The sequence below is a fragment of the Pseudomonas sp. P5_A12 genome, from assembly GCF_056400685.1.
In genome coordinates this window covers 1-22941 of the sequence record NZ_JBFUKU010000038.1, presented here as the reverse complement: position 1 = coordinate 22941, position 22941 = coordinate 1, and the positions used below count along the sequence as shown (strand labels likewise).

Annotated in this window: 23 protein-coding genes and 1 other RNA gene; 12 read left to right on the top strand and 12 right to left on the bottom strand. The window is 58.8% G+C overall.

Annotation, left to right across the window (positions count from 1 at the left end):
* Nucleotides 1–11: 11 nt before the first annotated feature.
* A non-coding RNA gene (gene ssrS / locus AC1DSG_RS08250) (6S RNA) lies at nucleotides 12–190 on the top strand.
* 86 nt (nucleotides 191–276) lie between these two features.
* A complete protein-coding gene (locus tag AC1DSG_RS08245; RefSeq protein WP_477790440.1) occupies nucleotides 277–882 on the top strand; it encodes a 5-formyltetrahydrofolate cyclo-ligase in 606 nt (201 codons plus the stop codon).
* Nucleotides 883–917: 35 nt separating this feature from the next.
* On the opposite strand, the gene AC1DSG_RS08240 is transcribed toward AC1DSG_RS08245, so the two are convergent.
* A complete protein-coding gene (locus tag AC1DSG_RS08240; RefSeq protein WP_007942433.1) occupies nucleotides 918–1070 on the bottom strand; it encodes a hypothetical protein in 153 nt (50 codons plus the stop codon).
* 200 nt (nucleotides 1071–1270) lie between these two features.
* Here AC1DSG_RS08240 and AC1DSG_RS08235 point away from each other — a divergent pair, with 200 nt between their 5' ends.
* Entirely contained in the window at nucleotides 1271–1723 is a 453-nt protein-coding gene (locus AC1DSG_RS08235; RefSeq protein WP_477790439.1) for an EVE domain-containing protein, read from the top strand.
* A 122-nt stretch (nucleotides 1724–1845) separates the two neighbouring features.
* Here the strand turns inward: AC1DSG_RS08235 and AC1DSG_RS08230 are convergent, their stop codons facing one another.
* Nucleotides 1846–2259 (bottom strand): flagellar basal body-associated protein FliL, encoded by a 414-nt coding sequence (locus AC1DSG_RS08230; RefSeq protein ID WP_477790438.1) that lies wholly within the window; start codon nucleotides 2257–2259, stop codon nucleotides 1846–1848.
* A 150-nt stretch (nucleotides 2260–2409) separates the two neighbouring features.
* On the opposite strand from AC1DSG_RS08230, the gene AC1DSG_RS08225 reads away from it, so the two are divergent.
* Nucleotides 2410–3387, top strand: coding sequence for an NADPH:quinone oxidoreductase family protein (locus tag AC1DSG_RS08225; RefSeq protein ID WP_477790437.1), 978 nt, complete (start codon nucleotides 2410–2412; stop codon nucleotides 3385–3387).
* A gap of 51 nt (nucleotides 3388–3438) precedes the next feature.
* On the opposite strand, the gene AC1DSG_RS08220 is transcribed toward AC1DSG_RS08225, so the two are convergent.
* Nucleotides 3439–4053, bottom strand: coding sequence for an energy transducer TonB (locus tag AC1DSG_RS08220; protein ID WP_477790436.1), 615 nt, complete (start codon nucleotides 4051–4053; stop codon nucleotides 3439–3441).
* A 328-nt stretch (nucleotides 4054–4381) separates the two neighbouring features.
* On the opposite strand from AC1DSG_RS08220, the gene glpT reads away from it, so the two are divergent.
* Entirely contained in the window at nucleotides 4382–5734 is a 1353-nt protein-coding gene (glpT, locus tag AC1DSG_RS08215; RefSeq protein WP_223517817.1) for a glycerol-3-phosphate transporter, read from the top strand.
* Here glpT and AC1DSG_RS08210 read toward each other — a convergent pair.
* The 6 genes from AC1DSG_RS08210 to AC1DSG_RS08185 form a co-directional block, all read right to left on the bottom strand.
* Entirely contained in the window at nucleotides 5707–6378 is a 672-nt protein-coding gene (locus AC1DSG_RS08210) for a gamma-glutamylcyclotransferase (protein WP_477790435.1), read from the bottom strand. The two genes, glpT and AC1DSG_RS08210, sit on opposite strands and share 28 nt — an antisense overlap.
* 221 nt (nucleotides 6379–6599) lie before the next feature.
* Nucleotides 6600–7568, bottom strand: coding sequence for a CDP-6-deoxy-delta-3,4-glucoseen reductase (locus AC1DSG_RS08205; RefSeq protein WP_477790434.1), 969 nt, complete (start codon nucleotides 7566–7568; stop codon nucleotides 6600–6602).
* Complete coding sequence (ubiD, locus tag AC1DSG_RS08200; protein ID WP_223517803.1) at nucleotides 7568–9034, bottom strand: 4-hydroxy-3-polyprenylbenzoate decarboxylase; 1467 nt, start codon at nucleotides 9032–9034, stop codon at nucleotides 7568–7570. Before ubiD ends, AC1DSG_RS08205 begins: the two co-directional genes overlap by 1 nt.
* 139 nt (nucleotides 9035–9173) lie before the next feature.
* Nucleotides 9174–10433 carry a transcription termination factor Rho gene (rho, locus tag AC1DSG_RS08195; RefSeq protein WP_007942421.1) on the bottom strand — a complete coding sequence of 420 codons (1260 nt, stop codon included), beginning with the start codon at nucleotides 10431–10433 and terminating at the stop codon, nucleotides 9174–9176.
* Between the two features lie 247 nt (nucleotides 10434–10680).
* Nucleotides 10681–11010, bottom strand: a complete 330-nt coding sequence (gene trxA / locus AC1DSG_RS08190; protein ID WP_003206727.1) for a thioredoxin TrxA — start codon at nucleotides 11008–11010, stop codon at nucleotides 10681–10683.
* Between the two features lie 120 nt (nucleotides 11011–11130).
* Complete coding sequence (locus AC1DSG_RS08185) at nucleotides 11131–11838, bottom strand: FadR/GntR family transcriptional regulator (RefSeq protein WP_477790433.1); 708 nt, start codon at nucleotides 11836–11838, stop codon at nucleotides 11131–11133.
* 256 nt (nucleotides 11839–12094) lie between these two features.
* Here AC1DSG_RS08185 and AC1DSG_RS08180 point away from each other — a divergent pair, with 256 nt between their 5' ends.
* The 5 genes from AC1DSG_RS08180 (at nucleotide 12095) to ppx (ending at nucleotide 16626) form a co-directional block, all read left to right on the top strand.
* A complete protein-coding gene (locus AC1DSG_RS08180) occupies nucleotides 12095–12880 on the top strand; it encodes a transporter substrate-binding domain-containing protein (RefSeq protein WP_477790432.1) in 786 nt (261 codons plus the stop codon).
* A gap of 21 nt (nucleotides 12881–12901) precedes the next feature.
* Nucleotides 12902–13570 carry an amino acid ABC transporter permease gene (locus AC1DSG_RS08175; RefSeq protein ID WP_477790431.1) on the top strand — a complete coding sequence of 223 codons (669 nt, stop codon included), beginning with the start codon at nucleotides 12902–12904 and terminating at the stop codon, nucleotides 13568–13570.
* Nucleotides 13567–14217, top strand: a complete 651-nt coding sequence (locus AC1DSG_RS08170; RefSeq protein ID WP_477790430.1) for an amino acid ABC transporter permease — start codon at nucleotides 13567–13569, stop codon at nucleotides 14215–14217. The genes AC1DSG_RS08175 and AC1DSG_RS08170 overlap by 4 nt, the downstream gene beginning before the upstream one ends.
* Nucleotides 14204–14941: an amino acid ABC transporter ATP-binding protein gene (locus tag AC1DSG_RS08165; RefSeq protein ID WP_477790429.1), complete on the top strand. Its 738-nt coding sequence runs from the start codon at nucleotides 14204–14206 to the stop codon at nucleotides 14939–14941. The genes AC1DSG_RS08170 and AC1DSG_RS08165 overlap by 14 nt, the downstream gene beginning before the upstream one ends.
* A 182-nt stretch (nucleotides 14942–15123) precedes the next feature.
* A complete protein-coding gene (gene ppx / locus AC1DSG_RS08160; protein ID WP_477790428.1) occupies nucleotides 15124–16626 on the top strand; it encodes an exopolyphosphatase in 1503 nt (500 codons plus the stop codon).
* A gap of 89 nt (nucleotides 16627–16715) precedes the next feature.
* Here ppx and ppk1 read toward each other — a convergent pair whose 3' ends face one another.
* Nucleotides 16716–18938 (bottom strand): polyphosphate kinase 1, encoded by a 2223-nt coding sequence (gene ppk1, locus AC1DSG_RS08155; RefSeq protein ID WP_477790427.1) that lies wholly within the window; start codon nucleotides 18936–18938, stop codon nucleotides 16716–16718.
* Between the two features lie 18 nt (nucleotides 18939–18956).
* A complete protein-coding gene (gene hemB, locus AC1DSG_RS08150) occupies nucleotides 18957–19970 on the bottom strand; it encodes a porphobilinogen synthase (RefSeq protein ID WP_477790426.1) in 1014 nt (337 codons plus the stop codon).
* Between the two features lie 207 nt (nucleotides 19971–20177).
* Here hemB and AC1DSG_RS08145 point away from each other — a divergent pair, with 207 nt between their 5' ends.
* Nucleotides 20178–20810, top strand: a complete 633-nt coding sequence (locus tag AC1DSG_RS08145) for a DedA family protein (RefSeq protein ID WP_007942406.1) — start codon at nucleotides 20178–20180, stop codon at nucleotides 20808–20810.
* Here the strand turns inward: AC1DSG_RS08145 and AC1DSG_RS08140 are convergent.
* Complete coding sequence (locus tag AC1DSG_RS08140; protein WP_477790425.1) at nucleotides 20791–22026, bottom strand: sterol desaturase family protein; 1236 nt, start codon at nucleotides 22024–22026, stop codon at nucleotides 20791–20793. The two genes, AC1DSG_RS08145 and AC1DSG_RS08140, sit on opposite strands and share 20 nt — an antisense overlap.
* Before the next feature lie 115 nt (nucleotides 22027–22141).
* Here AC1DSG_RS08140 and elbB point away from each other — a divergent pair, with 115 nt between their 5' ends.
* On the top strand, nucleotides 22142–22810 hold the full coding sequence (gene elbB / locus AC1DSG_RS08135; protein WP_477790424.1) for an isoprenoid biosynthesis glyoxalase ElbB: 669 nt from the start codon (nucleotides 22142–22144) through the stop codon (nucleotides 22808–22810).
* The last annotated feature ends 131 nt before the right edge of the window (nucleotides 22811–22941 follow it).

The window sequence follows — 22941 nt, the reverse complement described above, 5'->3', positions numbered from 1 at the left end:
TATACTCGCATCACTCCCTGGGGTGCTTGCCAGTTGACCACGTCCCTGAGCCGATTCGCACTACCCTGGAGGCTGCACGTTGGGCTGGTGTGCATGTCCGCTAGACGGAAAGCCTTAAAGCCTACTGCATCTTCCACCTTGAACTTTCGGGTTCAAGGGCTAAGTCAGCAGCGGTTCATCCGGGGAGCCTGATTCCAGTCCGATGCCGGTTTAATGACCGGCATCGGCTTTTTTACGGGTACGCTTTACGTATTCGTCCTGTCGAAGCCTGAATCCATGACCGAACCTGCGCTGCTGCCCCGCCCGCAACTTCGACGCATGCTACGCAAGGCCCGCCGCGCACTGACCCCCAGTCAACAGCGCCAGGCTGCTCGCGGGCTGTACAAGCAACTGGCCCAACAGCCGTTGTTCCGCCGCGCCAAACACATCTCCCTGTACCTGCCGACCGACGGTGAAATCGACCCGCGCATCCTGCTGCGCGCCGCTCAACGGCGGGGCAAGGTGACTTATTTGCCGGTGCTCAGTGCCTGGCCGCGAACCAAAATGGTGTTCCAGCGCATTCGCCCGGGCGAAAAACTCCAGCCCAACCGTTTTCGTATTCTCGAACCCCGAGCCAACCTTGCCCGACAACGCAAGGTTTGGACGCTGGATCTGGTGCTGTTGCCATTAGTGGGGTTTGACGATGTCGGCGGACGGCTCGGAATGGGCGGCGGTTTTTACGACCGAAGCCTGGCCTATCTGGCGCGCCGCAAAACCTGGCGCAAGCCGACGCTGCTGGGGCTGGCCCATGAATGTCAGAAAGTCGAACGATTGGCTCAGGCGAGCTGGGATGTGCCGCTGCAAGGAACGGTGACAGACAAGGCGTGGTATTTCGCAGACTAGACGCCACTGACATCAGCGGCGTCCAAAAGACAGGTTTAGCGCTTGAAGGCCGACGGCTGTTGTTGCTGGGCGATTTCGATCGGCGCGTCAGTCTTGTTGTTCCACAGACTTTGGGCATAACCGGTGGTTACGACGCCGAGGCCGAACAAAATGACCAGAATCCATAGTAAATCCGGTTTGCGTTTCATCGATTGCCCCCCAAAGGCACATCAACACGATGACAGCAGCGGTTCCGTTATAGGTGTAGGCCGTGCAGCAGCGTCAAGCTAAGAAGGCCGGCATTTTGCGACAACGTGATCTGACACGCAAACGCTGGCGTCAACCGACTGTCGGTTTGTCATAAAATGGCCTCACAACCTCTCCGCCCATCTCGCAAGGAGCAAAATCCATGGCCTATTGGCTGATGAAATCCGAGCCCGACGAACTCTCGATCAAAGGCCTGGAGAAACTTGGCCGAGCGCGCTGGGACGGGGTTCGCAACTATCAGGCGCGTAACTTTTTGCGCGCCATGGCGGTGGGCGACGAGTTTTTCTTCTATCACTCCAGCTGCCCGGAGCCGGGAATTGCCGGGATTGGAAAAATTGTCGAAGCGGCGTATCCGGACCCGACGGCGCTGGAGCCGGAGAGTCATTACTACGACCCCAAGGCCACGATGGAGAAAAATGCCTGGAGCGCGATCGATGTGGCGCATGTCGAGACGTTTGCCAGGGTGTTGAAGCTGGACTACTTGAAGCAGCAGACCGCGTTGGCGGAGATGCCGTTGGTGCAGAAGGGTTCTAGATTGTCGGTGATGCCGGTTACGGCTGAGCAGTGGGCAGCGGTGATCGCGTTGAAGTCCTGAGACTGTAGCGACTGCAAGAATGCTATCGCCAGCAGGCTCGCTCCCACAGGGGATCTCCAGTGAATGCAGATCCAGTGTGTGCGAGCCTGCTCGCGAAGAAGCCCGCCCGGACAGCGAAAAATTTATTGAATGATGAGGTTGTTGAACAACAAATCCTCAACCACCGGTTTACCGGTTTCGTCGTTCATTACCTGCTGAGTCTGCTTCAACGCTTCCTGCCGCAGTTTTTCCTTGGCTTCAACGTTGCTCATCGACTCGGTCGTCTGCTGGGCAAACAACGCCACCAGCTGATTGCGGATCAGCGGCTCGTTGGCCTTTACCGCGTTAGTGGCATCCTCACCGGTCACGCGCAAGGCCACATCAGCCTTGTACACCTTGAGCTTCGGCGATCCGTCCAGCCCATAGTTGCCCACGAATGGCGGGCTGAGAGTGATGTAATTGACCTTCGAAGCATCACCCACTTTGGCTTCTTCTGCCATCGCTGCCACAGGCAGAGGCAGAGACAGGGTCAGCAACAACATGATCCACGCTTTCACAATTCGCTCCTTATCCGGTTTGCGGCCTAGCATAACGACCCGCCGCTCAAGCACAAGCTTATGGCTGACTATCAGGGTCGGGCATGCTCGTTGACCCATCGACTCACACACTTACACTTATCGGCCATCACTCCCAAAGGAATAGCCCTGATGAAAGCCGTGCTGTGCAAAGCCTTCGGCCCTGCCGAATCGCTGGTGCTGGAAGACGTCGCCAGCCCTGTCGCCAAGAAGAATGAAATCCTGCTGGACGTGCACGCCGCCGGGGTCAATTTCCCGGACACGCTGATCATCGAGGGCAAGTACCAGTTCAAACCGCCCTTCCCGTTTTCACCGGGCGGTGAAGCGGCTGGCATGGTCAGCGCAGTGGGTGAAAAGGTCAGCCACCTCAAGGTCGGTGATCGAGTCATGGCGCTGACCGGCTGGGGCAGCTTCGCCGAACAGGTCGCCGTGCCAGGCTACAACGTGCTGCCGATCCCGCCGTCGATGGACTTCAACACCGCCGCCGCATTCAGCATGACCTACGGCACCTCGATGCATGCCCTCAAGCAACGCGCCAATCTGCAACCTGGCGAAACCCTGCTGGTGCTCGGTGCTTCCGGCGGTGTGGGTCTGGCCGCTGTGGAAATCGGCAAAGCCATGGGCGCCCGCGTGATCGCCGCCGCCAGTAGCGCCGAAAAACTTGCGGTGGCCAAGGCTGCCGGCGCCGATGAGCTGATCAACTACAGCGAAACCAGCCTGAAGGACGAGATCAAACGCCTGACCGACGGCCAAGGCGCCGACGTGATCTACGACCCGGTCGGCGGCGACCTGTTTGACCAGGCCGTGCGCGCCATCGCCTGGAACGGCCGCCTGCTGGTTGTCGGCTTCGCCAGTGGACGCATTCCGGAATTTCCGGTCAACCTCGCGCTGCTCAAAGGCGCGGCCGTGGTCGGTGTGTTCTGGGGTTCTTTTGCCCAACGCCAGCCTCAGGACAACGCAGCGAACTTCCAGCAGTTGTTTGGCTGGTTTGCCGAGGGCAAGTTGAAGCCGTTGGTGTCGCAGGTCTATCCGCTGAGCAATGCGGCGCAGGCGATCAATGATCTTGGCCAGCGCAAGGCGGTCGGGAAAGTAGTGGTTCAGGTTCGCTGAGCCTGAAAATGCGGTCTGGATTGTCCCAGACCGCATTTTTATTGGCCTGAACTAGAGCAGCTTCCGAATATCCTCCGGCAACAAGCTCATGTACTTGCGCACCGGACTGTTCCGGCACTCTCTGACAATGATGGGTACACGCTTGTTTAGCTTTGCGATGAGTGCCAGACGTTGCTCATTCTCCAACTGCGTCGCATTAAAGACGTTCGACAGGTAGGCACGGGTGTAATCAAACACCGCTGCGTCGATCCACGCGTACTCCGGGAAATCGGCCAACGTTTCGTTGAAGTCACGGCATCTCAACTGTTTCAGCCATTGGTTGGCGTGGATGGGCGCGTCGTGATCAAGCCTGAAAACCATTGGGGCAGTAACTTCCTGCTCGGGAGGTTTGTCACCTTCGACCGTCCACGGTTTGAAGCGCCACTGCGTGATGGCCTTGCGGCTCGCTTCGGCCAGTTCAGGATGGTCGCTGTGCAAAATGCTCAATTTGTTGACCGAACCATCGGCATACACCGTGAACCTGACCCTGACTTCACCCGTAATCCCTTTTCTGAAAAGCTCGCGGGGATAAATCGGCTTCGGATTGTTTTCGGGAATCAGTAACAGCTCCCCGGCCCACACACCGACAGTTGCAACGCACAAAAGCACCAACACCAACCACCGCATATCTCATCCCCCTTCACCACTGAAATGCCGGACCCGGCACCAGCAAAAAGGTTAAGGCTCATTAACCTGAAACAGAACGCCACAACTTCCCATTCCAACGCAGGACATTTCCCAAAGCCCCGCCCTACTCCGGAGCGCAATGCGTCATCAAGAGCTGCGAAGGACGTTTCCCACACCGACCTTCACTTATTCCTGTACGACATGTTCACAAAGGAACAATCGATTGCCCATATTTCCACTTTTTGGCTAATACGAACCGGTGCTATTTTCGGTAACGAAACTGTAACATTCGCATCCGCAGTCAAAACAAGAAATCTGGAGCTCTTGAATGTTTGCTTTCTTTCGCCCTGCCGCACATCAGGCTCCCTTGCCTGAAGAAAAAATAGACGACACGTACAAACGCCTTCGCTGGCAGATCTTCGCCGGGATTTTTATTGGGTATGCGGGTTACTACCTGCTGCGCAAGAACTTCACCCTGGCGTTCCCGGACCTGATTGCCCAAGGCTACACAAAGGGACAGCTGGGAGTGGCCATGTCGGCAATTGCGATCGCCTATGGTCTATCCAAGTTTCTGATGGGTATTGTGTCCGACCGCTCCAACCCGCGTTACTTCCTGCCTTTTGGCCTGGTGGTTTCCGCCGGAGTCATGTTCGTGTTCGGTTTCGCACCTTGGGCAACGTCCAGCGTGACCATGATGTTCATCCTGTTGTTCATCAACGGCTGGGCGCAGGGCATGGGCTGGCCTCCGAGCGGACGGACCATGGTGCATTGGTGGTCGCAGAAAGAACGCGGTCAGGTGGTGTCGGTGTGGAACACCGCGCATAACGTTGGAGGTGGTTTGATCGGCCCGCTGGCGATTCTCGGCATGGGCTGGTTCAACGACTGGCACAGCAAGTTCTACGTACCTGCCGCGGTGGCACTGCTGGTAGCTGTGTTTGCCTTCATTGTGATGCGCGATACACCGCAATCGACGGGCCTGCCACCCATTGAGAAGTACAAGAACGATTACCCGGAAGGCTACGACGCCAGCCACGAAGAAGAATTCAGCGCCAAGGACATCTTCGTCAAATACGTGCTGCGCAACAAAATGCTCTGGTTCATCGCTCTGGCCAACGTCTTCGTCTACCTGCTGCGCTACGGCATTCTGGATTGGGCGCCGACCTACCTCAAAGAGGTCAAGCACTTCGATTTCGACAAGACGTCGTGGGCTTACTTCCTGTACGAGTGGGCAGGCATTCCCGGCACGCTGCTGTGCGGCTGGATGTCGGACAAGATCTTCCGCGGCAACCGTGGCCTGACCGGCATGGTGTTCATGGCATTGGTGACCGTCGCGACAATCGTCTACTGGCTGAATCCGCCGGGCAATCCGATGGTCGACATGATTTCACTGTTCGCGATCGGCTTCCTGATCTACGGCCCGGTGATGCTGGTCGGCTTGCAAGCACTGGAACTGGTGCCGAAGAAAGCCGCCGGCACAGCGGCTGGCTTTACCGGCCTGTTCGGTTATCTGGGTGGTTCAGTCGCGGCCAGTGCCCTGATGGGTTACACCGTGGACTACTTCGGCTGGGATGGCGGTTTCATTCTGTTAGTCGCTGCTTGTTTGCTGGCGATGGCCTTCCTGGCACCAACGCTGGGACACAAACAAACCGCCAGTCAGACCCGCGAAGCAGCGATCGCTTGATCGGATTTTGATTTGCATCGTTTGAGCCGCGCCTCCAGATTTCGATCTGGCATGGCGTGGCTACGCAGGGCATGAGCGGTCTGCTCGACGTAATCGCGAGTGGTGCCGTAACGCCCGCAAGCGCTTTCGAACACTTGGCTCAGCACATGATCCGGCAAGTTGCCGGCATAGCTGGGCAGGTGCCGCTCCAGGACAAATCCCAATGCCTGAACCTGGTTTCCGTCTTCGAGACGGCAATTGAGCCAGTGTGGGCGATAGGAGGGGACCGGCATTTCGCGCTGCCACAGTGCGTAAAGCGAAGCTTCAAGTTGTTCTTCGGGCAAGCGATAAGCAAAACCGCTGCAAGAGCCGCCACGATCCAGGCCAAACACCAGGCCAGGCATTTCCGGTGTGCCACGATGCTCGTGAGACCACAGGTACAAACCGCGATGGTAACCATGCACCCGACCGCGAACGCGCTCTACCGCCGTGCACTCTGGACGCCAGATCAATGAACCGTAAGCGAACAACCAGACAGGCCCGCCCTTGTGGCGCGCCATGGTCGACTGCATCGAGCCGAGCAACTGCTCGTGCGTAAGCTGCGGACCCAAGTCGAGCCGCGGAGGGTAAGCCGGATTCAAAAAAGCCGATTCAATGGCGCTCATGGCGATTAGCGTTCAGCTCCCCGCGGATAATGAATTACTTAATAGAACGCACCGCTGTAACAATAAGGCACATAAGTTTTAAGGCAATTTAGGTGCCATGGCACAGTTATTAAATTATTGCCTTAACGAGATATAACCTACCGGCATTTATATAAATTTATAAATACCGATCGGCTATATGAGGAGTTATATCGAATAAGACTGCGGATCAAGATCGCGGATCAAGATCGCGGCGCGTAGGCAAATACGTCAGCGCGCATTTGATGCGCATCCATCCCCGCTTCCACCAACGCATCCAGCGTGCCGTAGACCATGGCCGGTGAGCCGCTGGCGTAGACATGCAAGGGTTTCAGATCAGGGAAATCCTCACACACCGCCTCGTGCAGCATCCCGCACCGCCCTCCCCAACCGCACTGATCACTGACGACCTTGTGCAGGAACAGATTGGTCAGTTTCAGCCATTCATCCCAATGCTCAATCTGGTAAAAGTCTTCAGGACGGCGCACGCCCCAGTACAGGTGAACCGGATACTTGAAGCCCGTGGCGCGGCAGTGTTCGATCAGGCTGTGGATCTGGCCCATGCCGGTGCCCGCGGCGATCAACACCAACGGGCCGTCCGGCAATTCCGCCAGATGCGTATCGCCAAATGGCAGTTCGACCCGCACCATCGGATTGCGCTGAAGCTGTTTGATCAGGTTTAGCGCACTGCTTTCGCGCGCCAGCACATGGATTTCCAGGTCACGCCCGCCATGGGGTGCCGACGCCAGGGAGAACGCGGATTTCTCGCCGCTTTCGCGCTCGATCATCAGGTACTGGCCCGCGTGATAACGCGGTGGTTTACCGGCCGGCGCGCGCAGACGCACGCGCCAGGTGTCGCCGCCAACGTCCCTGCATTCAATGACCTGACACGACACGCTGCGCACCGGCAGTTCTCCCAGCGCGAGCACGCCATCCCACAGCACGATGCAGTCTTCCAGCGGCTCTGCTATGCAAGTGTAGAACTCGCCATGGTCGCGCACATTACCGGCTTGTTCGACCCGCCCTTCCACCAGCAATGCCGCGCACACGTGGCAATTGCCGTTGCGGCAGCTTTGCGGGCATTCATAGCCCAGGCGCCGCGCACCATCGAGAATCCGCTCGCCGGGCAGAATCTCAAGCACTGCTCCGGAGGGCTGCAAGGTTACACGCATCAATCTATTCCTAACTGATTCCAGATGGCATCGATCCGTTGGGTCACGGCGTCGTCCTTGACGATCACCCGGCCCCACTCGCGAGTGGTTTCGCCCGGCCATTTATGCGTGGCATCGAGCCCCATTTTCGACCCCAGGCCGGACACCGGCGAGGCAAAGTCGAGGTAGTCGATCGGCGTGTTGTCGATCATCACCGTGTCGCGCTTGGGGTCCATGCGCGTGGTGATGGCCCAGATCACGTCGTTCCAGTCCCGCGCGTTGATGTCGTCATCCGTGACGATAACGAACTTGGTGTACATGAACTGTCGCAAAAACGACCAGACACCGAGCATTACCCGCTTGGCGTGGCCCGGATACGACTTCTTCATGGTCACGATGGCCATGCGGTACGAGCAGCCTTCCGGCGGCAGGTAGAAGTCGGTGATTTCCGGGAACTGCTTCTGCAGGATCGGCACGAACACTTCGTTCAGCGCCACGCCGAGAATCGCCGGCTCATCCGGTGGACGGCCGGTGTAGGTGCTGTGGTAGATCGGCTTGATCCGGTGGGTGATGCGCTCGACGGTGAACACCGGGAAGCTGTCGACTTCGTTGTAGTAACCGGTGTGGTCGCCATACGGACCTTCGTCGGCCATCTCACCGGGATGGATCACGCCTTCAAGGATGATCTCGGCAGTGGCCGGGACTTGCAGGTCATTGCCACGGCACTTCACCAACTCGGTGCGATTGCCCCGCAGCAAACCGGCAAACGCGTATTCGGAAAGACTGTCCGGTACCGGCGTCACGGCACCGAGGATGGTCGCCGGGTCAGCGCCCAACGCCACGGACACCGGGAATGGCTGGCCAGGATGCTTCTCACACCACTCGCGGTAATCCAGCGCACCGCCACGGTGACTCAACCAGCGCATGATGACCTTGTTGCGGCCAATCACTTGCTGACGGTAGATGCCGAGGTTCTGGCGGTCCTTGTTCGGACCTTTGGTGACGGTCAGGCCCCAGGTGATCAGCGGACCGACATCACCCGGCCAGCAGGTTTGCACAGGGAGCATCGCCAGATCGACATCGTCGCCTTCGATGACCACTTCCTGGCACACCGCATCTTTGACGACTTTCGGCGCCATGGCGATGATCTTGCGGAAGATCGGCAACTTCGACCAGGCGTCTTTCAAGCCCTTCGGAGGCTCGGGCTCTTTGAGGAAGGCCAGCAGCTTGCCGATCTCGCGCAGCTCACTGACCGCCTCGGCGCCCATGCCCAGCGCCACGCGCTCAGGGGTGCCGAACAGGTTGCCGAGCACCGGAATGTCATAACCCGTGGGCTTTTCGAAAAGCAGCGCTGGACCTTTGGCACGCAGGGTGCGGTCGCAGACCTCGGTCATTTCGAGCACTGGGGACACCGGAACCTGGATGCGCTTGAGTTCGCCGCGCTTTTCCAGGCCGCTGATAAAGTCGCGCAAGTCGCGATACTGCATGCGTGAGCCTCGTGTTGGCCGTGCCGTTCGGGGGTGGCAGTTTAGCGCCGAACCCCTCTATTCAGAACCACGAACTGCCGATTGATCAAAAATCAGATAGCAAAAAGCCGGGTTTCCCCGGCTTTTTGGCCTGTTCAACTTACTTGCGTTTCATCGACAGGAAGAACTCATCGTTGGTCTTGGTCGTTTTCAACTTGTCGACCAGGAACTCGATGGCAGCGATCTCGTCCATCGGATGCAGCAGCTTGCGCAGGATCCACATGCGCTGCAACTCGTCGTCAGCAGTCAGCAACTCTTCGCGGCGCGTGCCGGAACGGTTGATGTTGATGGCCGGGAAGACGCGTTTTTCAGCGATACGACGATCCAGAGGCAGTTCCATGTTGCCGGTGCCTTTGAATTCTTCGTAGATCACTTCGTCCATCTTCGAGCCGGTTTCAACCAGCGCGGTAGCGATGATGGTCAGCGAACCGCCTTCCTCGATGTTCCGCGCGGCGCCGAAGAAACGTTTCGGTTTCTCCAGGGCGTGGGCATCGACACCACCGGTCAGTACCTTGCCGGAGCTCGGGATCACGGTGTTGTAGGCGCGAGCCAGACGGGTGATGGAGTCGAGCAGGATCACCACGTCTTTCTTGTGTTCGACCAAGCGCTTGGCCTTCTCGATCACCATTTCGGCAACCTGCACGTGGCGGGTTGGCGGCTCGTCGAACGTCGAGGCAACCACTTCGCCGCGCACGGTGCGCTGCATTTCGGTCACTTCTTCCGGACGCTCGTCGATCAGCAAGACGATCAGATGAACTTCCGGGTTGTTACGTGCGATGTTCGCTGCAATGTTCTGCAGCATGATGGTTTTACCGGCTTTCGGCGGTGCAACGATCAGACCGCGCTGGCCTTTGCCAATCGGGGCGCACAGGTCGATGACACGACCGGTCAAGTCTTCGGTGGAACCGTTACCGGCTTCCATCTTCATGCGCACAGTCGGGAACAGCGGGGTCAGGTTCTCGAAGAGAATCTTGTTTTTCGCGTTCTCGGGACGATCGTAGTTGATCGTATCAACCTTGAGCAGCGCGAAATAACGCTCGCCTTCCTTTGGAGGGCGGATCTTGCCAACGATGGTGTCACCGGTGCGCAAGTTAAAGCGACGGATCTGGCTCGGCGAGACGTAGATATCGTCCGGGCCGGCCAGATAGGAAGCGTCAGCGGAGCGCAGGAAGCCGAAACCGTCCTGGAGAATCTCCAGCACGCCATCACCGGAGATTTCCTCGCCGCTTTTAGCGTGCTTTTTGAGCAGGGAGAAAATCACGTCCTGCTTGCGCGAACGGGCCATATTTTCTATGCCCATCTGTTCGGCCAATTCGAGCAGTTCGGTAATCGGCTTTTGCTTGAGTTCAGTCAGATTCATATAGGAATGACGTAATCATTTATGGAGGGGGGAAATTAAGCTTTTGGCTTAATGAGGCCGCGCCGCAGAGAAGGCGACAGGATCGCGTACTTATTCGAAAAGGAGTGCGTCGGCGACGGCTAGCAGGGGGCAATGGAGAAACCAGTGCGGGGCCGAATGTAACACCTGAGTTTCGGAGCGTCTAGCCCTGAATAACGAAAAAGCCCCGCAATGTGCGGGGCCTTTTTGATGACGCTTTAATCAACGCTTAGATGTTGGCGTCGAGGAACGCAGCCAGCTGCGACTTGGACAGTGCGCCGACCTTGGTCGCTTCAACGTTGCCGTTCTTGAACAGCATCAGCGTCGGGATACCACGCACGCCATGCTTGGCCGGTGTTTCCTGGTTTTCGTCGATGTTCAGTTTGGCAACGGTCAGCTTGCCTTTGTAGGTTTCAGCAATTTCGTCCAGAACAGGAGCGATCATTTTGCAAGGGCCGCACCATTCAGCCCAGTAGTCGACCAGTACAGCGCCTTCGGCCTTGAGTACGTCGGCCTCGAAGCTAGCGTCGCTAACGTGTTTGATAAGATCGCTGCTCATGGAAGTCTCCAGGTTGTAAGCAAAAAAACGTGGCCCATCATAGCCGCCCTTCCTTCGTTCAGGAAGGTGCAGATGATTGAGTCTCGCTATGGTGATCCATGAGTTTGGGTATAGCTCAAGTCATGAGGTGGCGGGAGCAACGAAGGCAATACCTGTACGCAGCGCTGCGTTTCGTACATGTTCGTGCATAGCTTTCTGTGCAGCGCCGGAGGCCCGCCGGGCCAGCGCGCGGAGGATTTTTCGGTGTTCCTGCCACGTTTCCATGGCCCGCTCCGCCCGGATGAACGGTAGCTTCTGGCTCTCCAGAAAAATCTCGGCGGTGGCGGTGAGGATGCTCAGCATCGCTTGATTCCCGCTGGCCAGCAGGATGCGCCGGTGAAACTCGAAATCCAGCCGCGCCGCCGTCTCGAAGTCGCCGGACTTCAATTCATTGCGCATGGCAGTGACGTTGTCTTCCAGTGCATCGAGCTCTTGAGTGCTCAGGGTCACCGCCGCCAACCCGGCGGCAAAACCCTCCAGGGCATAACGCAACTGGAAAATATCCAGCGGCGAAGCCTGGGCCGCGAACGGCCAGCTCACAGCGGGCTCGCCACGCGGAAAGTCCACCGGCGACTGCACGAATACGCCTTTGCCTGGCTGGATACTGATCACCCCCAGCGCACTCAGCGACGATAACGCCTCACGCAATGACGCTCGACTGACCCCCAACTGCACCGCCAAGTCCCGTTGCGAGGGCAAGGCATCGCCCGGCCCGAATCCTTGCTCGGTGATCAGTTTACGAATGGCTTGCAGTGCCACTTCTGGAACGGCGCGGGAGAGCGAATTCATGGTTTTTCCGACGAACCAGGCCAAAGAGCGCTCAGTTGTAAAGCTAATCGCAGCGCCCGGCAAGTCGTGCCCCATGGGGGTTCGGTCGTTTCAGGCGATGCGCTATCGGGGTGCGAAACACGACCTGACTGTTCAGACCAGTAAGACCGAGCAACGCCAGTAAACCCGTGGCCTGCGCACCCCAAAATCCACTCTTGGCATGGCCCGTGCTCTGTCGATCCGCAGAATTTACTTCTCGCCGATCCGGAGATTTGCCATGACCCAGCGTTACAGCGCCCTCCTTGCCGCCCTGTTTGCCAGCCTGATGCTGAGCCAGGCGCCCGCCCACGCCGACGGTCTGGAGGATGTGGTTAAACGCGGCGTTCTCAAAGTCGCCGTACCGCAGGACTTCCCGCCCTTCGGTTCGGTCGGCCCGGACATGAAACCGCGCGGCCTGGACATCGATACCGCGAAACTGCTGGCTGATCAGCTCAAGGTCAACCTCGAACTGACCCCGGTCAACAGCACCAACCGCATCCCGTTCCTGACCACCGGCAAGGTGGATCTGGTGATCTCCAGCCTCGGCAAGAACCCCGAGCGCGAGAAGGTCATCGACTTCTCCAGCGCCTATGCACCCTTCTACCTCGCGGTGTTCGGCCCGCCGGACGCCGACATCAAAAGCCTGGACGATCTCAAGGGCAAAACCATCAGCGTCACCCGTGGCGCCATCGAAGACATCGAGCTGACCAAGGTGGCCCCCGAAGGCGTGACCATCAAACGCTTCGAAGACAACAACTCGACCATTGCCGCCTACCTCGCCGGCCAGGTTGACCTGATCGCCAGCGGCAACGTGGTGATGGTGGCGATCAGCGAAAAAAACCCGAAGCGTGTACCCGCGCTGAAAGTGAAGCTCAAGGATTCGCCGGTCTACGTTGGCGTGAACAAGAACGAGCCCGCGCTGTTGGGCAAGGTCAACCAGATCCTCGCCACCGCCAAGACTGACGGTGCGCTGGAGAAAAATTCCCAAACCTGGCTGAAAGAACCGTTGCCGGCCGGTCTCTGACTTTCGCCAAGGAGACTGAGCATGGCTTATCAGTTCGACTTTCTGCCGGTGGTGCAAAACACCGACCTGTTGCTGCACGGTGCGCTCTTCACCCTTGAGCTGACGGCTATCGGTGCATTGCTTGGCGTGGGCCTGGGCATCGTCGGGGCGCTGGTACGGGCGTGGAACATTCGACCGTTCTCGGCGATTTTCGGGGTTTACGTCGAGCTGATCCGCAACACACCGTTTCTGGTGCAGTTGTTTTTCATCTTCTTCGGCTTGCCCTCCCTGGGCGTGCAGATTTCCGAATGGCAGGCCGCCGTGCTGGCGATGGTGATCAACCTCGGCGCCTATTCCACCGAGATCATTCGAGCCGGCATCCAGGCGATTCCCCGGGGGCAGCTCGAAGCCGCAGCCGCCTTGGCAATGAACCGCTTCGAAGCGTTCCGCCATGTGGTCATGCTGCCGGCCCTGGGCAAAGTCTGGCCGGCGTTAAGCAGCCAGATCATCATCGTCATGCTGGGTTCCGCCGTCTGCTCGCAGATAGCCACCGAAGAACTGAGTTTCGCCGCCAACTTCATTCAATCGCGCAACTTCCGTGCCTTTGAAACCTATGCCCTGACTACCCTGCTGTACCTGTGCATGGCGCTGTTGATCCGCCAATTGCTGAACTGGATCGGTCGCCGGTATATCGCCAGGAGCAGCCAATGAGTGATTTCACCTTTTGGGACGTCGTGCGCAACTTGCTCACGGGCCTGCAATGGACCCTGGCGCTGTCGTTGGTGGCGTTTATCGGCGGCGGGTTGCTCGGCTTGCTGATCCTGGTCATGCGCATTTCGAAAAAATCCCTGCCGCGCAGCGTTGCTCGCACTTACATCGAACTGTTCCAGGGCACGCCGCTGTTGATGCAGCTGTTTCTGGTGTTCTTCGGCGTGGCGCTGGCCGGCATGGATATTTCGCCGTGGATGGCTGCTGCGGTGGCCTTGACGCTGTTTACCAGCGCGTATCTGGCGGAGATCTGGCGCGGTTGCGTCGAATCGATCCCCAACGGCCAGTGGGAAGCGTCATCAAGCCTGGCGCTCAATCCACTGGAGCAACTGCGTTACGTGATCCTGCCGCAAGCGCTGCGGATCGCCGTGGCGCCGACCGTGGGCTTTTCGGTGCAAGTGGTCAAAGGCACCGCCGTGACTTCCATCATTGGTTTCACCGAACTGACCAAGACCGGCGGCATGCTTGCCAACGCCACCTTCGAACCCTTCATGGTGTATGGACTGGTTGCCCTCGGTTACTTCCTGCTCTGCTACCCCTTGTCCCTCAGCGCGCGCTACCTGGAAAGGAGACTGCATGCCTCTGCTTAGAATTTCCGCCCTGCATAAATATTACGGCGATCACCATGTGCTCAAAGGCATCGACTTGAGCGTCGAGGAAGGCCAGGTGGTGGCGATCATCGGTCGTAGCGGCTCGGGCAAATCCACGTTATTGCGCACGCTCAATGGCCTGGAGTCGATCAACGACGGCGTGATCGAAGTGGACGGCGAATACCTCGACGCCGCCCGCGCAGACTTGCGCAGCCTGCGGCAGAAAGTCGGCATGGTGTTCCAGCAGTTCAACTTGTTCCCGCACCTGACCGTTGGCGAGAACGTCATGCTCGCGCCGCAAGTGGTGCAGAAAGTACCGAAAGCCAAAGCGGCCGAACTGGCGAGGGAGATGCTGGAGCGCGTAGGACTCGGGGAAAAGTTTGACGCCTTCCCCGACCGGCTGTCCGGCGGGCAACAACAGCGGGTGGCCATTGCCCGGGCGCTGGCCATGTCGCCCAAGGTGTTGCTGTGCGATGAGATTACCTCGGCGCTGGACCCGGAGCTGGTCAATGAAGTGTTGAGTGTGGTCCGACAACTGGCCAGGGACGGGATGACGCTGATCATGGTCACCCACGAAATGCGCTTTGCCCGGGAGGTTGGGGATAAGTTGGTGTTCATGCATCAGGGCAAGGTGCATGAGGTGGGGGATCCGAAAGTGCTGTTCGCCAATCCGCAGACGGCTGAGCTGGCGAATTTCATTGGCACGGTTGAACACACCACCTGATCGTTCCCATGCTCCGCGTGGGAATGCCTCGACGGTCGCTCCGCGTCCGCTTTTGGGACGCAGAGCGTCCCGGGCTGCATTCCCACGCGGAGCATGGGAACGATCAGCTTTGAACACTGCGCGTTGGCGCCAGCCTTTGATCGTGGCAGGATGTCGAGGTTATCGACCGAGACCCCCTGACCATGCCGCAATCCCAAGCCAAGAATCTGTCCCTGATCGCCGCAATCGACCTGGGCTCCAACAGCTTTCACATGGTCGTGGCCAAGGCCCAGAACGGCGAGATCCGCATTCTCGAGCGTCTCGGGGAGAAGGTTCAGCTGGCCGCAGGCATCGACGAAGAGCGCCATCTCAACGAAGAATCCATGCAACGCGGGCTCGACTGCCTCAAGCGTTTTGCCCAACTGATCAACGGTATGCCCACAGGCGCCGTGCGCATCGTCGGCACCAACGCCCTGCGTGAGGCCCGTAACCGCGCCGAATTCATCCACCGCGCCGAAGACATCCTCGGCCACCCGGTAGAAGTCATCTCCGGCCGCGAAGAAGCACGCCTGATCTACCTCGGCGTGTCCCACACCCTCGCCGACACCCCGGGCAAACGCCTGGTGGCCGACATCGGCGGCGGCAGTACCGAATTCATCATCGGCCAGCGCTTTGAGCCGCTGCTGCGCGAAAGCCTGCAAATGGGCTGCGTCAGCTACACCCAGCGTTATTTCAAGGACGGCAAGATCACCCCGGCCCGCTACGCCCAGGCGTACACCGCGGCACGGCTGGAGATCATGAGCATCGAGCATGCCCTGCACCGCCTGACCTGGGATGAAGCCATCGGCTCCTCTGGCACCATCCGCGCCATTGGCCTGGCGCTGAAGGCCGGCGGCCATGGCACTGGCGAGGTGAATGCCGAAGGCCTGGCCTGGCTCAAGCGCAAACTGATCAAGCTTGGCGACGTAGAGAAAATCGACTTCGACGGCATCAAGCCCGACCGTCGGGCCATTTTCCCGGCGGGCCTGGCGATTCTCGAAGCGATTTTCGACGCCCTGGAACTCCAGCGCATGGACCACTGCGAAGGCGCCCTGCGTGAAGGCGTGCTCTACGACCTCTTGGGCCGTCATCACCACGAAGACGTCCGTGAACGCACGCTCAGCTCGCTGATGGAGCGTTATCACGTCGATCAGGAACAAGCGGTGCGGGTCGAACGCAAGGCGCTGCATGCCTTCGATCAAGTCGCCAAGGACTGGGGGCTGGATGACGGCGTCTGGCGTGAACTGCTCGGTTGGGCCGCCAAGGTCCACGAAGTAGGCCTGGACATTGCTCACTATCAGTACCACAAGCATGGCGCCTACCTGATCGAACACTCGGACCTGGCCGGGTTCTCCCGCGAGGACCAGCTAATGCTGGCCCTGCTGGTACGTGGTCACCGACGCAACATTCCCAAGGACAAATTCGCCGAGTTCGGCGATGACGGCATCAAGCTGATTCGTCTGTGCGTATTGCTGCGCTTTGCGATCCTGTTCCATCACATCCGCGGTACCCAGCAAATGCCTCAGGTCGAACTGCGCGCCAATGGCAACAGCCTGGAAGTACTGTTCCCGGAGAAATGGCTGGACGACAACCAATTGACCCAGGCCGACTTCGCCATCGAAGCGGAATGGCTCACCCGAGTCGACATTGTCCTGAGCGCTCGCTGAAAACCCGCTGAAAATAAAAAAGGGCGATCCAATGGATCGCCTTTTTTGTGCCCGCGATTTAGCAAGCGACACAACCCCCTGTGGGAGTGTTACCGAACGGCGAGGATCGGACTGCCCAAACGCTCCAGCAATGTCGCTTGGGCACTGCGCGGGTTCTGGTTGCCGGTCGGTGTGTTACGGACGTAACGACCGTCCGACTGCAGGCTCCAGCTGTGTGTGTTATCGGTGAGGTACAGCTCCAGCTCTTTTTTGACCCGCACAATCAGCTTGCGACCTTCTACCGGGAAGCAGGTCTCGACGCGCTTGTCGAGGTTGCGTTCCATCCAGTCGGCACTGGAGAGGAACATCTGTTCGTCGCCGCCATTGAGGAAGTAGAAGACTCGGGTGTGTTCCAGGAAGCGACCGATGATCGAACGCACGTGGATGTTGTGCGAAACCCCGGCGATGCCCGGACGCAGGCAGCACATGCCGCGCACGATCAGGTCGATACGCACCCCGGACTGACTGGCCTTGTACAGCGCGCGGATGATCTTGGGATCGGTCAGCGAGTTGAACTTGGCAATGATATGCGCCGGTTTGCCGTCGAGGGCGAATTGGGTCTCCCGGGCAATCATGTCCAGCATGCCCTTCTTCAGCGTGAACGGCGCATGCAACAGCTTCTTCATGCGCAGGGTTTTACCCATGCCGATCAATTGGCTGAACAGTTTGCCGACGTCTTCGCACAAGGCGTCGTCGGAGGTCAGCAGACTGTAGTCGGTGTAGAGGCGAGCGTTGCCGGCGTGATAGTTGCCCGTGCCCAAGTGTGCGTAACGAACAATTTCGCCCGCCTCGCGACGCAGAATCAGCATCATCTTGGCGTGGGTCTTGAAGCCGACCACGCCGTAGATCACCACCGCACCGGCCGCTTGCAGGCGGCTGGCCAGTTGCAGATTGGACTCTTCGTCGAACCGTGCCCGCAATTCGATCACCGCCGTGACCTCTTTGCCGTTACGCGCCGCATCCACCAGCGCATCGACAATTTCCGAGTTGGCGCCAGAACGGTACAGGGTCTGACGCACAGCCAGCACGTGCGGGTCTTTGGCGGCCTGACGCAGCAGGTCGACTACCGGGGTAAACGATTCGAACGGGTGCAGCAGCAGAATGTCCTGCTTGCTGATCACGCTGAAAATATTCTCGCTGTTTTGCAGCAGTTTCGGGATCTGCGGCGTGAATGGCAGGTATTGCAACTCGCGCTGGCTGTCCAGGCCGGTGATGCTGAACAGACGCGTCAGGTTCACCGGGCCGTTGACCTGATACAGCTCGGACTCGCTAAGGTTGAATTGCTTGAGCAGGTAGTCAGACAGGTGTTTCGGGCAGGTGTCAGCCACTTCCAGACGCACCGCGTCACCGTAGCGACGGGAGAACAGTTCGCCGCGCAGCGCGCGGGCCAGGTCTTCGACGTCCTCGGAATCCAGCGCCAGGTCGGCGTTACGGGTCAGCCGGAACTGGTAGCAGCCCTTGACCTTCATGCCCTGGAACAGGTCATCGGCGTGGGCGTGGATCATCGACGACAGGAACACATAGTTGTCGCCGGCGCCGCCAACTTCTTCCGGCACCTTGATGACTCGCGGCAGCAGTCGCGGTGCCGGGATAATTGCCAGACCGGAATCGCGACCGAAGGCGTCGATGCCTTCAAGCTCGACGATGAAGTTCAGGCTCTTGTTCACCAGCAACGGGAACGGGTGCGTCGGGTCGAGACCGATCGGGGTGATGATCGGCGCGATCTCGTCGCGGAAATAACGGCGAACCCAGGTCTTGAGTTTGGTGGTCCAGTGACGACGACGGATAAAGCGGACCTGATGTTTTTCCAGCTCCGGCAACAGAATGTCGTTGAGGATCGCGTACTGGCGGTCAACATGACCGTGCACCAGTTCGCTGATGCGGGCCAGGGCCTGATGCGGTTGCAGACCATCGGCGCCGGCTTGTTCGCGGGCGAAGGTGATCTGCTTCTTCAGGCCGGCCACACGAATTTCGAAGAACTCGTCCAGGTTGCTGGAGAAGATCAGCAGAAACTTCAGCCGCTCCAGCAAGGGGTAGGACACATCGAGCGCCTGTTCCAGCACGCGGATGTTGAACTGCAGTTGCGAGAGCTCGCGATGGATGTACAGGCTGCTGTCATCCAGTCCGGGAATGGCAATCGCCGGCACCGTTGCTACGGGCTCGGCCACCACCGCGGGCGGAGCGGGCTCCAGCTCCGGCGGGGTTTCGGCGATTTGYTCGACCACAGGTTGAGCCTCTTTTACAGCAACTTCAGTGAGTACTTCGGTATTCATGGAATGTTCCTGGGAGGGCTATTTTTGCTCTCGTAACAGTTGAGCGGCACGGACGGCAAAGTAAGTCAGGATGCCATCGGCGCCTGCTCGTTTAAAAGCGGTCAGGGATTCGAGAATAACCCCTTCGCTCAACCAGCCATTCTGGATTGCCGCCATGTGCATGGCGTACTCGCCGCTGACTTGATAAACAAACGTCGGCACTTTGAATTCTTCTTTGACCCGGTAAAGGATGTCCAGATACGGCATGCCTGGCTTGACCATGACCATGTCCGCGCCTTCTGACAAGTCTGCCGCCACTTCGTGCAGGGCTTCGTTGCTGTTGGCCGGGTCCATCTGATAACTGGCCTTGTTGGCCTTGCCCAGGTTCAGCGCCGAACCGACCGCGTCGCGGAACGGGCCATAGTAGGCGCTGGCGTATTTTGCCGAATAGGCCATGATCCGCACGTTGACGTGATCAGCAAGCTCCAGGGCTTCGCGGATGGCCTGGATGCGACCGTCCATCATGTCAGACGGGGCCACCACCTGCGCGCCAGCTTCGGCATGGGACAGGGCCTGCCTGACCAGTGCATCAACGGTAATGTCGTTCTGCACGTAGCCGTCTTCGTCGATGATGCCGTCCTGACCGTGGGTGGTAAACGGATCCAGCGCAACATCGGTGATTACCCCCAGTTCCGGGAACTGTGCGCGTAAAGCCCGAGTGGCGCGCTGGGCAATACCGTTCGGGTTCCAGGCTTCGGCGGCATCCAGTGTCTTGAGCTCGGGTGGCGTGACCGGGAACAGCGCCAACGCCGGAATCCCCAGCTCAACCCACTTCGCGGCTTCTTCCAGCAACAGATCGATGGTCAGGCGTTCGACGCCCGGCATCGAGGCCACCGCCTCGCGACGGTTTTCACCGTCCAGGACGAACACTGGCAGAATCAGGTCATCAACGCTCAGAACGTTCTCACGGACCAGTCGACGCGAAAATTCATCACGACGGTTGCGGCGCAGGCGGGTGGCGGGAAACAGACGGTTGGCGGGGGTAAAGCTCACGGCAGACTCCTGAACTCGCGCTGGCGGGCGAGCGTGACAGTTATAAGCGATCATTATGACTAACGCATTACAGTTATGTGCACCCTGTGACAGGTAGTCGCATTCCATTGTCCTTGTAGGAAATGTTCACGTCGAGACACATTTGGACACTTTCATGAATGTGCACGGCAGGTTAGGCTGCGCGTTCAYTTCGCCAGCATCCAGACAATGCTCCAACAATTTCTGCACGACTTTGGCTACTTTGCCCTGTTTCTCGGCACGTTCTTCGAAGGCGAAACCATCCTTGTGCTCGCCGGCTTCCTCGCGTTCCGCGGATACATGGACATCAATTGGGTGGTGGTCGTGGCGTTCTTCGGCAGTTATGCCGGTGATCAGCTGTGGTACTTCATGGGGCGCAAGCACGGTCGCAAATTGCTGGCGCGCAAGCCGCGCTGGCAGATGATGGGTGATCGGGCGCTGGAGCACATTCGCAGGCACCCGGACATCTGGGTGCTCAGCTTCCGTTTTGTCTACGGTTTGCGCACGGTGATGCCGGTGGCCATTGGCCTGTCGGGATATCCACCGGGACGTTATCTGCTGCTGAACGGGATTGGTGCGGCGATCTGGGCGACCGCACTGGCAGCGGCGGCTTATCATTTTGGCGCCGTGCTGGAGGGTATGCTCGGCAGCGTCAAGAAGTACGAACTGTGGGTGCTCGGCGCCTTGTTGGTACTGGGCCTGGGCCTGTGGGCGCGTCGACGTTTCAAGAATGCCCGCCTGGCGAAGAAAGTCTACGCTGACGAGCAAGCCCTGAAAGCAGCACGGGTCAATGTCGAAGCGCCTAAGACGCCAGGCGAGTGAAGCGGTTTCTGCAGCAGTAGAGACCGATGACACTGAACAGGCTGTAACTGAGCAGGCCGACCCAGCCCACCGCGCCAGCCGGCCACAGCCCGACCATAGGCGCCAGCCACACCAGCGGCACATTCGATGCCAGCCGCAGCAGCTCCAGCTTCAACGCCCACGGGCGATTCTCCAGGACCACGCCCAAACTAAACAACCCCAGCGCCACCGCACCCCAGCCAAGTACCAACGCGGCAGTTGGCAAGCCCCGCTCCAGGTTCATCAAGTAGCTGCCCAGCGCGATGTAGGCGCAAAACTGCGACACAACATACAGCTGCTGACGGCTGTCCAGCGGCACCTCGAATTTACGGAACAGGCTCAAGTCAGGCTTGCTCGACGGAAACCTGGCCGCCACATCCGCCGGACGCCAACCGGTGCGCATAAACCAGATCCGCAGCTTGTCCCACTTGCTCTGGGCACGCCGCGCGTCATCCCACAACTGCGCATAGAACTGCACGTTGGCCCACAGCGGATTCCAGCTCGCCAACGGCGTGGTCACGCCGAAAATCACCGGTTCGTTGTCGTATTCTTCTTGAAACGAGCCAAATAGACGATCCCAAACAATGAACACCCCACCGTAGTTGCGATCCATGTAGAGAGCATTCTGCGCATGGTGAGCCCGATGATTGGACGGCGTCACGAAGAACCATTCGAACCAGCCGAGCTTGGGGATGTGCCTGGTATGCACCCAGAATTGATACAGCAGATTCAGCGCCGCCACGCTGACGAACACCAGCAGCGGCACCCCGAGCACGGCCATCGGCAGGTAGAAAATCCAGCTCAGCAGGAAGCCGGTGCTGGTCTGGCGCAACGCCGTGGACAGGTTGTATTCCTCGCTCTGATGATGCACCGAGTGTGCGGCCCAGAAAATATTGCGTTCATGGCCCATACGGTGCAGCCAGTAGTAGCAGAAGTCGTAAAGGACAAAGGCAAATACCCAGACCCAAACGCTATCGGCCGATAGCTCGAATAGCGTCAAATGCTCAAGGGCAAACGCATAGGTCACCAGCCCTACTCCTTTGGTCAACAGGCCCGTGGTGGTCGACAGCACACCGGTGCTCATGCTGTTGATCGCATCGGCTACACGATAGTTGCTGACCCCGCGCCAACGGTCGGCCAGCAACTCCACGGCAATCAGCACGAAGAAAAACGGCACTGCATACAGAATGAAGTCCATGACGCGCCCTGATCGGAATCTTGAGGACTGATGCTAGGTGTAACCGCGAATTTACCCTATGGCAACGAGCGTCAAATTAGTGGACATTTAACGCCATGAATCTGGAGAACAACCCATGAGCAAAAAAATTGCAGTGATCCTTTCCGGCTGTGGCGTGTACGACGGCGCCGAGATCCACGAAAGCGTGATTACCCTGCTGAGACTGGACCAGCGTGGCGCTCAGGTGCAGTGCTTTGCCCCGAACATCGCGCAATTGCATGTGATCAACCACCTGACCGGCGAGGAAATGCCCGAGTCGCGCAATGTATTGGTGGAATCGGCGCGGATCGCCCGGGGCAACATCAAGGATATTTGCGAGGCCGATGTCGACGACTTCGACGCACTGATCGTTCCCGGTGGATTTGGCTCAGCGAAGAACCTGTCGAACTTCGCCATCGAAGGCGCGGGCTGCACCGTGCAACCGGACGTCCTGGCGCTGACCGAAGCCTTCGCCGAAGCGGGGAAGCCAGTCGGCTTGATGTGCATCTCGCCGGCGCTGGCGGCGAAGATCTATGGCCCGGGGGTGAACTGCACCATCGGCAACGACGCCGAGACTGCGGCAGCCATGAACAAAATGGGCGCGACCCACACCGATTGCGCCGTGACCGAAATCGTCGAAGACCGGGCCCGCAAGCTGGTGAGTACACCGGCGTACATGCTGGCGCAATCGATCAGTGAGGCTGCTTCCGGAATAAACAAAATGGTCGACCGCGTCCTTGAGCTAACCCACGAAAACGACGCCTGACCCGATTCAAAATGTGGGAGCGAGCCTGCTCGCGATAGCGGTCTTTCAGTCACATTGATGCTGGATGTGCTGGCGCTATCGCGAGCAGGCTCGCTCGCTCCCACATTTTGAATCGGGTCAGGCGTCGTTTT

Bases quoted from the DNA above. Each gene is read 5' to 3' on its own strand.
- AC1DSG_RS08245 (WP_477790440.1), top strand. From the start codon at position 277: ATGACCGAACCTGCGCTGCTGCCCCGCCCGCAACTTCGACGCATGCTA.
- AC1DSG_RS08240 (WP_007942433.1), bottom strand. From the start codon at position 1,070: ATGAAACGCAAACCGGATTTACTATGGATTCTGGTCATTTTGTTCGGC.
- AC1DSG_RS08235 (WP_477790439.1), top strand. From the start codon at position 1,271: ATGGCCTATTGGCTGATGAAATCCGAGCCCGACGAACTCTCGATCAAA.
- AC1DSG_RS08225 (WP_477790437.1), top strand. From the start codon at position 2,410: ATGAAAGCCGTGCTGTGCAAAGCCTTCGGCCCTGCCGAATCGCTGGTG.
- AC1DSG_RS08220 (WP_477790436.1), bottom strand. From the start codon at position 4,053: ATGCGGTGGTTGGTGTTGGTGCTTTTGTGCGTTGCAACTGTCGGTGTG.
- glpT (WP_223517817.1), top strand. From the start codon at position 4,382: ATGTTTGCTTTCTTTCGCCCTGCCGCACATCAGGCTCCCTTGCCTGAA.
- AC1DSG_RS08210 (WP_477790435.1), bottom strand. From the start codon at position 6,378: ATGAGCGCCATTGAATCGGCTTTTTTGAATCCGGCTTACCCTCCGCGG.
- AC1DSG_RS08205 (WP_477790434.1), bottom strand. From the start codon at position 7,568: ATGCGTGTAACCTTGCAGCCCTCCGGAGCAGTGCTTGAGATTCTGCCC.
- ubiD (WP_223517803.1), bottom strand. From the start codon at position 9,034: ATGCAGTATCGCGACTTGCGCGACTTTATCAGCGGCCTGGAAAAGCGC.
- rho (WP_007942421.1), bottom strand. From the start codon at position 10,433: ATGAATCTGACTGAACTCAAGCAAAAGCCGATTACCGAACTGCTCGAA.
- trxA (WP_003206727.1), bottom strand. From the start codon at position 11,010: ATGAGCAGCGATCTTATCAAACACGTTAGCGACGCTAGCTTCGAGGCC.
- AC1DSG_RS08185 (WP_477790433.1), bottom strand. From the start codon at position 11,838: ATGAATTCGCTCTCCCGCGCCGTTCCAGAAGTGGCACTGCAAGCCATT.
- AC1DSG_RS08180 (WP_477790432.1), top strand. From the start codon at position 12,095: ATGACCCAGCGTTACAGCGCCCTCCTTGCCGCCCTGTTTGCCAGCCTG.
- AC1DSG_RS08175 (WP_477790431.1), top strand. From the start codon at position 12,902: ATGGCTTATCAGTTCGACTTTCTGCCGGTGGTGCAAAACACCGACCTG.
- AC1DSG_RS08170 (WP_477790430.1), top strand. From the start codon at position 13,567: ATGAGTGATTTCACCTTTTGGGACGTCGTGCGCAACTTGCTCACGGGC.
- AC1DSG_RS08165 (WP_477790429.1), top strand. From the start codon at position 14,204: ATGCCTCTGCTTAGAATTTCCGCCCTGCATAAATATTACGGCGATCAC.
- ppx (WP_477790428.1), top strand. From the start codon at position 15,124: ATGCCGCAATCCCAAGCCAAGAATCTGTCCCTGATCGCCGCAATCGAC.
- AC1DSG_RS08145 (WP_007942406.1), top strand. From the start codon at position 20,178: ATGCTCCAACAATTTCTGCACGACTTTGGCTACTTTGCCCTGTTTCTC.
- AC1DSG_RS08140 (WP_477790425.1), bottom strand. From the start codon at position 22,026: ATGGACTTCATTCTGTATGCAGTGCCGTTTTTCTTCGTGCTGATTGCC.
- elbB (WP_477790424.1), top strand. From the start codon at position 22,142: ATGAGCAAAAAAATTGCAGTGATCCTTTCCGGCTGTGGCGTGTACGAC.